The organism is Prescottella equi, assembly GCF_020171745.1.
Taxonomy (GTDB): domain Bacteria; phylum Actinomycetota; class Actinomycetes; order Mycobacteriales; family Mycobacteriaceae; genus Prescottella; species Prescottella equi_A.
Genome location: NZ_JAIVAH010000020.1, coordinates 122174 through 134441 on the forward strand (window position 1 = coordinate 122174; position 12268 = coordinate 134441).

The 12268-nt window shown below is 67.9% G+C and carries 12 protein-coding genes; 5 read left to right on the plus strand and 7 right to left on the minus strand.

Features of this window, described 5'->3' with window-relative positions:
• The first annotated feature begins 5 nt into the window (after positions 1 to 5).
• On the plus strand, positions 6 to 941 hold the full coding sequence (locus LCL87_RS17325; protein WP_225021808.1) for an aldo/keto reductase: 936 nt from the start codon (positions 6 to 8) through the stop codon (positions 939 to 941).
• A 208-nt stretch (positions 942 to 1149) separates the two neighbouring features.
• Positions 1150 to 2553, plus strand: coding sequence for a YncE family protein (locus LCL87_RS17330; RefSeq protein WP_225021810.1), 1404 nt, complete (start codon positions 1150 to 1152; stop codon positions 2551 to 2553).
• A 70-nt stretch (positions 2554 to 2623) separates the two neighbouring features.
• Here the strand turns inward: LCL87_RS17330 and LCL87_RS17335 are convergent, their stop codons facing one another.
• The gene (locus LCL87_RS17335; RefSeq protein ID WP_225021812.1) at positions 2624 to 3133 is read right to left on the minus strand and encodes a hypothetical protein; all 510 of its coding nucleotides are present in this window, start codon (positions 3131 to 3133) and stop codon (positions 2624 to 2626) included.
• A 27-nt stretch (positions 3134 to 3160) separates the two neighbouring features.
• Between LCL87_RS17335 and LCL87_RS17340 the strand changes: the two genes are divergently transcribed.
• Positions 3161 to 3868 (plus strand): hypothetical protein, encoded by a 708-nt coding sequence (locus LCL87_RS17340; RefSeq protein ID WP_225021813.1) that lies wholly within the window; start codon positions 3161 to 3163, stop codon positions 3866 to 3868.
• Positions 3869 to 3890: 22 nt separating this feature from the next.
• Here LCL87_RS17340 and yidC read toward each other — a convergent pair whose 3' ends face one another.
• From yidC to LCL87_RS17355, 3 genes are all read right to left on the minus strand, one after another.
• On the minus strand, positions 3891 to 4841 hold the full coding sequence (yidC, locus tag LCL87_RS17345) for a membrane protein insertase YidC (RefSeq protein WP_225021815.1): 951 nt from the start codon (positions 4839 to 4841) through the stop codon (positions 3891 to 3893).
• Positions 4842 to 4966: 125 nt separating this feature from the next.
• Positions 4967 to 5287: a DUF6412 domain-containing protein gene (locus LCL87_RS17350; RefSeq protein WP_225021817.1), complete on the minus strand. Its 321-nt coding sequence runs from the start codon at positions 5285 to 5287 to the stop codon at positions 4967 to 4969.
• An 83-nt stretch (positions 5288 to 5370) separates the two neighbouring features.
• Positions 5371 to 5868, minus strand: coding sequence for an HPP family protein (locus tag LCL87_RS17355; RefSeq protein WP_225021819.1), 498 nt, complete (start codon positions 5866 to 5868; stop codon positions 5371 to 5373).
• Between the two features lie 112 nt (positions 5869 to 5980).
• On the opposite strand from LCL87_RS17355, the gene LCL87_RS17360 reads away from it, so the two are divergent.
• Both LCL87_RS17360 and LCL87_RS17365 read left to right on the plus strand, forming a co-directional pair.
• Entirely contained in the window at positions 5981 to 6649 is a 669-nt protein-coding gene (locus LCL87_RS17360; RefSeq protein WP_225021821.1) for a TetR/AcrR family transcriptional regulator, read from the plus strand.
• A 64-nt stretch (positions 6650 to 6713) separates the two neighbouring features.
• Positions 6714 to 7706 carry an ester cyclase gene (locus LCL87_RS17365; RefSeq protein ID WP_225021823.1) on the plus strand — a complete coding sequence of 331 codons (993 nt, stop codon included), beginning with the start codon at positions 6714 to 6716 and terminating at the stop codon, positions 7704 to 7706.
• A gap of 1 nt (position 7707) precedes the next feature.
• On the opposite strand, the gene LCL87_RS17370 is transcribed toward LCL87_RS17365, so the two are convergent.
• The 3 genes from LCL87_RS17370 to LCL87_RS17380 form a co-directional block, all read right to left on the minus strand.
• Positions 7708 to 8934 (minus strand): winged helix DNA-binding domain-containing protein, encoded by a 1227-nt coding sequence (locus tag LCL87_RS17370; protein WP_225021825.1) that lies wholly within the window; start codon positions 8932 to 8934, stop codon positions 7708 to 7710.
• Between the two features lie 69 nt (positions 8935 to 9003).
• Positions 9004 to 10860, minus strand: a complete 1857-nt coding sequence (locus LCL87_RS17375) for a hypothetical protein (protein ID WP_225021827.1) — start codon at positions 10858 to 10860, stop codon at positions 9004 to 9006.
• Positions 10861 to 11173: 313 nt separating this feature from the next.
• Positions 11174 to 12268 (minus strand): amidohydrolase family protein, encoded by a 1095-nt coding sequence (locus LCL87_RS17380; RefSeq protein ID WP_225021829.1) that lies wholly within the window; start codon positions 12266 to 12268, stop codon positions 11174 to 11176.

A 12268-nucleotide genomic window follows, 5' to 3' on the forward strand; every position in this document is an offset into this window, starting at 1 on the left:
GATCCGTGGAAGAACGCACGCTCGGCAAACAAGGTTTAGCCGTCTCCGCCCTCGGCTACGGCGCGATGGGCACAGCAATCGGCTACGGCCCGACCGACGACACCGAATCAATCGCAGCAATCCGCAAGGCGCACGAGCTCGGCGTGACGATGTTCGACACCGCCGAGATGTACGGCTGGGGCGAGGGCGAGAAGCTGCTCGGCCGCGCATTGGCACCGGTGCGAGACGACGTCGTCATCGCCACGAAGTTCGGCTTCACCCGCTCGTTCGGATTCGACTCGCGGCCCGAGCACATCCGCAAGGTCGTCGACGCCAGCCTGCGCAATCTCGGCGTCGACACGATCGACGTCCTGTACCAGCACCGTCCCGACCCGAACGTGCCGATCGAGGACGTCGTCGGGACGATGACGGAATTCGTCGCGGCAGGCAAGGTCAAGTATCTGGGGCTGTCCGAAGCCGACGAGACCACCATCCGCGCCGCACATGCGGTGCATCCGATCTCGGTGCTGCAGACCGAATACTCGATCTTCGCGCGCGAGGTCGAGGCCCTCTTCCCCGTCTTGGAGGAACTCGGCATCGGTTTCGTCGCCTACTCCCCGCTGGCCCGCGGATTCCTCAGCGGCGCGGTCGCCTCCCGAGAGAACTACGACGCCAACGACTTCCGTCAGCGCCTCCCGTGGTGGGCCCCGGAGAACTTCGCCGCCAACCTCACGATCGTCGACGAACTCACCGAGATCGCCCACCACAAGGATGTCACCGTGGCCCAACTGTCGTTGGCATGGCTCCTGGCTCGTCGGGACGATATCGTTCCGATCCCGGGCTCTCGCAACCCATCCCGAGTGGAGCAGAACATCGCTGCCGCAGAACTGATGCTGGACGACGACGATCTGTCTGCCATCGACCGTGTCGCCGGCGCAGGCGGCATCGGCAACCGAATCTGATTCGGCGGCCGGCGTCGGCGCCGGAGGCCGACGCCGGCCTCCGTCCTGGCATCTGCACCGGCCCTCATGCGGTGTGATGCGCGCGGGATTTCGCTGAATCCTGCCCGTTACTGGACGAATGTCCCCTATTTTGTGGCGCGGCGGCTGTCTTCCTGCGGTTGCTGCGTGTCCGGGAGGGCACGGTCGGCCGCTGGGAGGATCCACTCCGATGACGAGAATCGACAAGCCACCGCGATCCAGGCGGGGTGTCCGGTTGGTCGCGGGCGTCGGCGCCGCCGCGGTCGCCGCTGCCACAATCCTTGCCGGGGGCGGCACGGCCACCGCTGACAGCGTCGCCGCGACGATCAGTCACGGCGACATCTGGTCGCCGCATGCGCTGGCGATCGGACCGGACGGCACGCGTGCCTACGTCGCGAACTCCGGCGAGGGCCAGGTATCGGTGATCGACACCGCCACGAATGCCGTCATCGGCGCGCCCTTCCGGGTCGGCAACGACTTTGCCGGCATGAAGCCGACCGCGGTGGCGATCACCCCGAACGGCGCCCGCGCCTACGTCACCGTCCAGACCGACGCAGGCGGCCTGGTGTCCGTGGTCGATCTCGCTACGGGTGACGTCGTCGAGAACATCCAGGTCGGCGCGCAGCCGTACAAGGTGGCCTTCAGCCGGGACGGATCCCGCGCCTACGTCACCAACTGGGGTGATTTCCTGGGCGACGGATCCATGTGGGTCATCGACACCACCGCGACTCCCCCCGCTACCCTCGGCCATCCGATCCGCGTCGGACCGTCTCCGACCTCGGTCGCGATCAACGCGGACGGCACCCGCGCCTACGTCACGAACCGGGCGACCGAAGCATTCGCCGACGGCGCGGTCAGCGTGATCGACCTCGCCGGGAAGACGCGCGTCGACCAGCCCATCGAGGTGGTCGGGATGCCGGGCGCGATCGTGATCTCACCGGACGGCACCCGTGCCTATGTCACCACCACCATGAGGAACGGCGACGGCAGGGTGACGGTGATCGACACCGCCACAAACGCCGTCGTCGGCGTGCCCATCGTGGTCGGACCGTATCCGGGCGGCGTGGCGATCACCCCGAACGGCACCCGCGTCTACGTCACCAATGCGGGCTTCGGCACGCTGCTCGATCCCGGCTCCGTGTCGGTGATCGACACCACCGCGAACCCTCCCGTCGTCACCGAGGTCGCGGTCGGCAGGAGTCCGCGGGAGATCGCGATCACCCCGGACGGTGCCCACGCCTACGTCACCAACCAGTCCGGACACAGCGTGTCGGTGATCGCGATCGACCGAGCGCCCACCCTCACCGGAGCACCGCCGGTGGGCGCGGCCGGCCAGTCCTACGCCCATGCCTTCACGGTCGCCGGGGAACCCGCCCCCACCGTCTCCGTCACCACCGGCAGCCTGCCCACCGGCCTGAACGTGTCCCCGGGCGGAATCCTGTCCGGAACCCCCACCACCGGTGGACGATTCGAGTTCACCGTGACCGCTACCAACAAGTTCGGTAAAGCCGATCTGCCGGTCGTCCTCGACATCACCGGCTCCCCGGATGCTCCGGACACTCCGGCAGGATCGCTCGGCTCACTCGGATCCTGACCTTCTCCGCGGAAGCCCTCACACCTGACGACACGCGCCGCCGCTCCGGATGCCGGAGCGGGAGCGCGTCCTACCCGCCGGACAGCTCGGACCACCGGTCGACGTGCTCGCACAGCTGCCCGATGGGACCGATCACCACGTCCACGTGCGGATCTACCCAGACCGGTTCCCCCGCGAGCAGTCGGGGCACCAGCAGCTGACGGCCCCGGCTGGGCCACTGGACGAAGTCGTAACCGGCAAGCTCGCCCTGCGCCGTATCCGCAACCCACACGGCCGCGTCACCGAACGTCGCATCCATCGTCAAGCCGTGGGCACACGTGAAGCCGCTGATGCCGCCCACACCCTCCCAGCCGATCGAGACGCGGTACTCGGAGTCGATCGCGAAATTCCATTCGAGTCGGTCGATCTTCACATCCGTACCGAATCTCAGGCAGCGAAGATCCCGCGCGACGGCAGCCAGTGCCCGAACCCATGGTTCGGGCGGGGCGAAACCCGGGCTCTCCACCGCCTCGGAGGCACTGTCGGCCAGCGAGATTCGCCAGAACAGGCTGTCGTGATTCCACGGGTCCGGGAGGGGCATGCCTTCATCCTTCCCTACCATGGGCGCATGGCACGGACACCGGACATCCCTTCCCCGCAGGTGGTGACCTACGACGGGCTGCCGACTTCCACCGGTGGTGCGCACTCGCTTCGAGTCAAGCACCCCGGCAAGGCATTCCAGCGCGTACGGAGCTTCGCCGAAGCCTGCACCGAGCCGGTGTCGTCGGAGACCTGGGTGTTCCGGGTCGCCGCCGGTGGACCACCCGCAGCGACGGAGCAACTGGTCACCCTCGCCACCGAGCGCTTCGGCGGTCCCCGCCACCGCGCGCGCACCCACACGGAATGGAACGTCGCCCCCGACGCCGTGCACGCCGCGCTCGACGTGATCGCGGCCGCCGGCCCCGACGCGGTCACGAGCCACGGGCATTCGCTGGCCGTGCTGACCTGCAGCATGCGCATCCGCCTTCTGGACCCGGACACCCGTGCCCCGTATCCCGGCATCACCCCCGACGCGTTCGGCCGCTTCGCCGTGGACGGGTACGGCCGACTGCTGGGGGCCTCCGGCGTGCGTGCGACCATCGGTACCGCGGCATCGTCACTGTCGCTGTGGCTGAATCTTCCCGCCGACGACCGTATGTCCCCCGCCGCCCGTCACGTGCAGGACCACCTCCCGTTCCGGCTGTCCGCGAAACACTGGCGGCTCTGGCGGCCCACCCGTAACGGCGACGGCTACCGCTCCACCAAGATTCCCTCACCCCTGCAACTCCCCGACTGAGCCGCACCACGGCTGTGGCCGGTCAGCGCCGGTTCACCTTCCTGCGGTTCGGTTTCCGGTTCCGACTCACGGTCGGCCGGGCACCGGGTTCGGGCGCGCGGACCCGCGACTGCTGCGCGAGTGCGCTCTGCTTGGCCGCCGCCTCCCGGTCGAGACGCGCGAACACCAGATGCTGCTGTGCATACGTCCACACGTTGTTGCTCACCCAGTACAGCAGGATCGCGATGATCAGGAACGGACCTCCGACGAGGACTCCCAGCGGGAAGACCCACAGCGTGAGCTTGTTCATGATTGCGGTCTGCGGGTTGGCCGACGCGTCCGCCGTCTGTCTGGCCACCGATGCGCGCGCGTTGAAGTGTGTGGCGAGCGAGGCGATCACCATCAGCGGAATCGCCACGGCGGCGATCGTCGCCACGGTCGGGACACCGCCGTGGGACGCGAACGACGCCAGCACGTCGTCCGGAGACGTGATCGCGACGGAGATCGGCGCTCCGAACAACCGTGCACTCAGGAACGACTGCACATCGGTCGCGCTGAAGACATAGTTCGCGGTGTTCGCGTTGTCCTGCGCCGTCATTCCGAGCTGACCGGGTCCGGATCCAGTGCGGTTGAACGATCGCAGGACGTGGTAGAGCCCGATGAACACCGGCGCCTGCACCAGCACCGGCAGGCATCCCATCAGCGGGTTGAAGCCGTGCTCCCGCTGCAGCTTCTGCATTTCCAGCGCCATCTGCTGGCGGTCGCCGGCGTACTTCTTCTGCAGTGCCTTGATCTGCGGCTGCAGCTCGCGCATCTGGAGGCCGGTGCGTATCTGCCGGATCGCAGGCCAGAGAAGCAGCAGACGCAGGCTGAAGACGAGGAACACCACGGCCAGGCCCCAGGCGAACCCGTTGTCCGGCCCGAGCACGGCGCCGAACACTTTGTGCCAGAACCACAGGATTGCGGACACGGGGTAGTAGATGAAATCGAGCATCGAGCACCTCTTCGCTGCACAATGCGACCGGAGCCGCACCGTGCGGACAGTGAACGCCGCTCAGGTCGGACGGACCGCGGCGCTAAGGGACAGGGGCGACGAACGCACCGCGCGGCGACGAAGCGCTACGCGGCGGTCGCAACCCGTCCGGGTGCTCGGGGACGACGGGGACGGCCGGGAGTGTTCGGCGCACTCTGCCTGCGGAAGGCGCCGCGCAGGTGCCGCTCCTCGTGCGGCGGCCCGGCGGCCGGTGCCGTCAGCCTGTGCAGCTGGGACAGCGCACCGTGACCGGTGACGGCGAAGATCAGCGCGATCGCAACCGCGGTGCCTGCGATGGCGGCAGGACCGTCGACGGAGGTCGTCGCGATCACCAGTGTCAGCACACCGAACCACGTGAGCTGAACAGTGTTCAGCCTCTCCGCGAGTGCTGACCTGATCGGTGCCATGACAGGCAGCGTACCGACAACGTGTCACCGAGTGTCGACGGCGCAGCCTGTGACAACCGAATCTGCCGTCGAGAGGTGTCTCGTCACCACCAGTAGACCGGGTAGGCGGAGCGCGTCACCTTCGCGCGGACCCAGCCGGCCGCGACGAGGACGACGGCCGCGAGCCCGGCGCAGACGACGAACGAGATCTGCCCGCCGACGGTGATCGCTCCGATCAGCGCCGTCGCCGCGGCCGGGGAATGCGAGGTTCGAGTCGCCAGCATCGCGCCGAGAGCCAGGCCGCCCGCGACAGCTCCGGCCCACAACGAATGGTCGACCGACCCGACGAGAACACCGACGATCGCCGAGATCACCTGACCGCCGATCACGTTGCGGGGTTGAGAGAGCGGAAGTGTCGGGGCACCCGCGACGAGGGCCATGCTCGCTGCCATCGGCGGGATGAGGAGCACGTGGCCGCCGAGGGTCCCGAGAAGCACCAGCGCACAAAGGGTGGCGGCGGACGTGACGATCGCGACGAGCAACGTTCCGAGCGGCGGGCGCGCGGGCGCTTTACTGGTGAGGATCGAGGTTCGGAGCGTCATCGTCGAGATCCCGGCCTTTCGAGCTTGCAGAGAACGTTCGTTCCCCCACCGAAGGAGTACGGTAGAGAACGACCGTTCTCCAAGTCAAAGTGCACGGAAGGGGCGCACGCCGATGCCCAGAGCCGACCAGTCCGGCGCCGACGCGTCCGAGACCGCCGGGAACACACTGCTCGGCGCTGCCGAGGCACTGTTCTACGAGCGCGGATTCCAGGCTGTCGGCATGGACGAGATCCGTGAAGCATCCGGCCTGCCTCTCAAACGGATCTACTCGCTGTACCCGGGCAAGGAAGCACTGGCCGTGGCGATGCTGGACCGCCGCGACCGCCGGTGGCGCGCAGAACTCGCCGCGCACGTCGACCGCCACACCAGCCCCCGCGATCGCGTGATCGCCGTCTTCGACTGGCTGTCGACGTGGCTCGCCGGTCCCGGGCATCGCGGATGCGCGTGGATCAACGCCTTCGGCGAACTCGGGGGCACGTCCGAAGCCGTCGCCGGTGCAGTGCGCGAACACAAGGAGAGGTTCCGCGAGTATCTGACCGCTCTCGTCAGCGATGCGGGGGCGTCCTCGACAACTGCCGACGCCGCCTACCTCCTCGCCGAGGGGTGCATGGTCACCGCGGGGATCACGGGCACGGCACAACCCGCCGTCCAGGCACAGCGGGTGCTGCAGCTTCTGCTCGACCGCGATGACGCGAACTACCCGGCACCGCCTCCCTCGACTGGTGTCGATGCTGCAACCATTCCCGCGACTCACGACCGCCCCGTGCGTTCGTCGGGCTAGCGTTCGGGAATGTCGCGGCCGCATCCCACCGCGACCCGGCTTCGCGGCAGGCAGGGGGACGCCGATGTCCACACGTGTTCTCTCGGACTCGACCTGCACCCACGTCGTCGATGTGGCCGCCGACAAGGTGGACGTCGCCGACTGGCTGTTCTCGCTACCCGAGGCGGAGTACCGCCGCTGCTGTCCCCCGGACCACATCACGATCGGCGTCGGCACGGCCGAGGACGGGCAACCACTGTCGATCGGGGTCGAGACGATCGGCGACGCCCTCCTGATCCACCACTTCGTCGGCGAGGTCGCCGACCCTCACCACTGCCGGATGGTGTCGATCTCGGACATCGTGGCCGCGGAGGGCCGGACGACGGTGGACGTGACATGGGAGTTGCGGGCCGAACCCACGGGCGACGGCCGGTGCACCGTCACCGACCGGATCCTCGTCACCCCCACCGGGGACTACTTCGCCTTCCTCGACGAACACGGGATCGTCTTCGAGGACGCGGCCGCCGCGTGCCACGCCGCGTACGGTGACCACGTTCGCCGCGAGACCCCGCTGCTCGCGGGTAGCATCGCCCGCCGGGCGTCGCACTCGAACGGGCGCCATGCCGCCGGTTCCCTTGCCGCCGTGAATCTTCCGTCCGCCCCGACGGCAGAGTCCGACGGCGATGCCGCGAAGGCAGTCGTCCGCCGGAACACCGAGGAGGTGCAGGGCGGCGGGGACTTCGCGTTGTTCGACGAACTGTTCGCCGACGACTACGTCGACCACACCCCGCAGCCCGGCACCACTCCCGACAAGGACGGCACCCGACTGCTCTATCAGTCGCTGCGCACGGGGTTCCCGGACTTCCACCCCGAGATCCATTGGCAGTCGGTCGACGGCGATCTGGTCACCACCTACAAGACCTACCGCGGTACCCACCGGGGCGCGTTCCGGGGCATCGAACCCACCGGTCGCGCAGTCTCTTTCGAGACCGTCGACGTCATGCGGGTGCAGGGCGGCCGGATCGTCGAGCACTGGGGTGTGGCGAACCTGCTGTCGCTGATGAAGCAACTCGGCTGATTCAGCTCGCAGAGTCCGCGAACTCGAGTTGCACCGCCGACGCCCCGCGCAACGCGGCCACCTGTTCGGCTTCCGTGCGCACTTGCTCGCGGACCGTAACGTCCAGCGGCTCGAAGGTTTCGAACGTCAACGTCAGCGTCCGGCCGCTCTTGCGGGGGCGCCACGTTCCGACGACTCTGCCGTCCGCGAGTACCGCACCCGGGTCGCCGACCGTCCTCCACACCTGGGCATGGTGTTGCCTGTCGACGATGGATTCCCGATCCCTCGCCTGCAGGTAGGGGTCGTGCGGCGGGAGCAGCCGCACCCCGGCCGCCGGCGGCGGTGACCGCAAGGCGTCCAGATCCTCGGCGAGGATCCACGCCGAGCGGCCGTCGACGTCGACGGGGCTGAGCTCGTCCGCGAGCGTCGACCACCACGGTTCGACATCGCCGGTGCGCACACCGATCCAGGCGGCGAAGTCCTTGCGAGTGGACGGGCCGTAGCAGTGCAGGTAGCGGCGCAGCAGGTCTGCGCGGGCAGCGCCGGGCTCGACCTGCGGCAGGGGCCGGCCCAGCCACTCGTCGAGCAGAACGAACGGCGCCTTGTTCCCGGTTCTCGTTGCGAGGCAGACGATTCCACGCAACGTCAGGATCCGGAGGCAGAAGTGCACGACGGCCTCCCCCAGTGGCTGGTGTGTGCCGTAGGGCCCGTCCGCCAGCCACTTCTCGCGTCGTTTGGGAGTGAGCCCGGGTGCGATGCGTTCGGCCAGTTCCTTGCCGAGCTCGTTGATCGCCAACTGCCTGCCCGACAGCACCGTCGCGATCTCGTCGGCGATGAGGTCGACCGTCTCGTCCAATCCCAGCCCGAGCGTGTCGAGCGCCCGCTCCACACCGCTGATCAGGTGCAGCCGCGCCTTCTCGGTCGCCGGCAGAACGCCCGCGGTGAAGACCGAAACGTGCGCGGTCGGGAAGTAGAACGGCGCACCGCGCATCGACCACGACTGCAGCAGAGTGCGCTCCTCGGCGACCAGACGGTCGACGAGATCCCGCGTCACGCCCTCGACGCGGGCGTGCAGCGCGAGCAGCGCCGACCCGGGCGGGCTGTTCTGAATACCGCACGCGCCCACCACGTCGAGCAGATCGTCGAGCGGCCTGCGGTGGTCGAGGTGATGCGCGTGGAGTCGAAACGCGACGACATCGTCGGTGCGTACCGTGGCGGCGGGATCACCGCCACTCGAGCGAGGTGTCACCTGTCGCCTCCCGTCGGTCGTTCCGATTGTGCCGGGCGGGTCGCCTCGATGAGCTAGCGGACCACCTACTCAGCGAGTGATGGCGGGCAGGGCCTCCACTTCATCCTCCCCCGCGCCGATCTCCGCCGGCCCAAGGCCGTGCTTCGTCATGAACGCCAGCAAGCGCTCCAACACCTCGTGCCCGGTTCGCAGCTGAGTCAATCTGACCGACTTCTCATCCGAGAATGGCTCGAGACGACGGATCTCGGCGTTGATCTGGTTGTCCATCTCGGTGATTCGCCACCACAGCATTTCATCGTGTGGAAGGTGCAGCTTCTTCAGCGCGTGCTCGGCGGCAACGCGGGCAACCAGAGTCCGAGGGTCGTCAGCGATCTGAGCGGTCGTTCCGACCGTCGCGGCAACGGTTGCCATCAACGTCCCAGTCGATGCAAGTCCGCCGACCGCCGCAAGCCCACCGACCATTCCGCCAGGGCCGAACGCCGCAAGCATGCTGGTGAACGCCGCAGCACCAGCCAAACCGGCGGGCGCGGCCACCATCAGCCCGATGGGCGCCGCGGCCACGAGAGCCAGGCCCGCCGCACCGATGAGCCATCGACTCTTGGCCGAATCTCCGAATCGGTTTCGGAGGCTACGCGACTCGAGAGCTTCTTTCCGAACCTCGATGATCGCACTCTTCACCGCGTCACCGAAGTGATTGGTCAGCCCGAGGTCCATCGCGATATGTGGGAGGGCGTCGAGTTGGGCATCACTGCAGTCGATTTCGTACGGAGCGGTGTTGTCCGAGGTGGCCAACACCGCCATGTGCCGTACCGATTCAACTTCGGACCACCGAAACGGCAGCGCGGGCATGCGTCCCTGCACGAGGGTCAACAGTTCGGTCGGCACCGGACGCCCGTCCTCGATCATCTGACGTGCACTGGCGACGTCCGCCTCGCGGAGGAGCTGCGCCACATCACCAAATCGCTGTTTGGCATCCTTGTCCGCAATCTGCATGGCGACCTGACGGTTGAACTGCATCACCAAAAGACGAAGTGCATCAGCATCATTGAGGTGCACGGCAATGACCGCTTCCCCGTCGAAGGTGCGCGCGGGCTTGGGCCAGACGACCTCACCGATCAATCCTGCGATCGCCTCATGCCGCAAGTATCGGACGCTGTCGTGGGCGCCGATCGCAACCACCTGCGCGGCACCGAGGTCGTCGAGTTGGACCACGAAATCCTGGGCTGCCGGAAACAGGGAGGTGAGCCCACGACCCATCGTCACCGGATCCCACGGCGACAGGAAGTTCGACCAGTCGTCGACTCTGGCGTAAGGGAACTTCTTCAGAAGGCGTGCGGCGTCCTTGTGCAGGGCTTCCGAGTACGCAGGGCTGCCGATCGTGATGAATCGCCGTACGTGAATCGTCTCCGGAAGATGATCGAGGAGATCGATGGCGATGACGCTGCCGAGGCTGTGCCCGATGAGCACGATGTCGCCACTGACGCCTTCGAGATCCCCGAGGATCATCCGCAGGACGGTGCCCCGAGTGCTCTCACTGGTGACGTAGTTGCGCACCGCCTTCAACTGGCCCGGTGCGACCTTCGCGACGGCTGCGCCACCCGCCTGAGCGACAGGGTCCGGAAACTTGCCGAACCCGTAGGTCTTCACGGTCGGATCCTTCTGGAGCAGGCGCTGGATCCGGGCCTGCCGCAGTTCGTACTGGCGCCGTGACGGGGCCTCGTCCTTCGGCTTGTATGTCAGGGGAGGCACCGATCCACGACTGCCGTTCTCCAGGAGCAGATCGTTGTAGCGCGGCGCGATGACATCGTGCCTGTCGACCGAACCGAACCCGCACCGAAAGAGCCCCTCGTTGAGCGCGCTCAACCAATCCATTTCCGGATCGCCGCCGCCGACCCCGTGGAGAAACACAACCTTCGGTGAGGACACTGAGATTCCTTCCGCCCCTCGCGATGCGTGGCCGATCCACGCGAGACGGATTCTGGCACAGGGGACGGACAGAACACGTCAGTTCCGACTACTCACACCGCATGGTTTCTGCCGGCGTCGCATCGCTTCTCCACGCGGAGTCGGTATGCGACAACTGCACACGCCCTGCGACGATGGGTCCTGGCCCGACGTCCCGAGCGTCGGCGCCCGCTCGACCGCCCGCGTCACACATCTTTTCCCGGCCTCACACACCCGTTACGCATGGAATGGGTGTGTGAACCCGACAAGTCGTGTGTGACGCCGAGGCGCGAACTCAGGCGAACGAACCCCGCGCCGTCACGACCTCGCCGCCGACCATCACGAGCGACGGCTGCGCCAGCACCTGTGGACCGGTGCGCGGATCCTGCTCGTACACAATGAGATCCGCGGGAGCTCCCGCCGCCAGTCCCCCGCCACCGAGCCAGGTCTGCGCGTTCCAGCACGCGGCACCGAGCGCCTCGGTGGGCGTCATACCGACCTTGCCGAGCGAGGCGACCTCGTCGGCGATGCGGCCGTGCCGGACATGTCCGCCCGCGTCGGTACCCGCGTAGATCGGGATGCCGGCGTCGCGGGCGGCGCCGATGGTGTCGTTCACCCGCGCGTACAGGTCCCGCATGTGCGCGGCGTACACCGGGAACCGTGTTGCGCCGTCGGCGATCTCCGGGAAATTGTCGATGTTGATCAGCGTCGGCACCAGCGCGGTGCCCCGCTCGGCCATCATCGCGATCGTGGAGTCGGTCAGGCCGGTGCCGTGCTCGATGCAGTCGATGCCGGCGTCGATCAGTCCGGGCAGCGCATCCTCGCCGAACACGTGCGCGGTGACGCGGGCGCCCTCGCGATGCGCGGCCTCGATCGCCTCGACCAGGATCTTGTCGCTCCACAGCGGTGCCAGATCGCCGACCTCGCGGTCGATCCAGTCCCCCACCAGCTTCACCCAGCCGTCGCCGGCGCGGGCCTGCCGCACCACCTCGTCGGGCAGTTGCGACTCGTCCTCGAGGTCGACGGGCAGGCCACGGATGTAGCGCTTGGGGGCGGCGATGTGCCGACCGGCGCGGATGATCCGCGGCAGTCCCGCGACGTCGTCGAGCGAGCGGGTGTCGACCGGTGATCCGGCGTCGCGCACCAGCAGCACGCCGGCGTCACGTTCCGTCCGGGCCTGCGCGAGCGCACCGTCGATGTCCTCGGCGCCGCCGCCGTAGCGAATCCCGATGTGGCAGTGGGCATCGACGAGGCCGGGGAGGATCCAGCCGTCGGTGCACAGCGTCTGTGCACCCGGCACCGGCTCGTCGGTGAACTTCCCGTCCCGGATCCACAGCTCGAACGGCTGCTCGTCGGGCAGGCCGGTGCCGCGCAGGTGGAAGGACGTCAC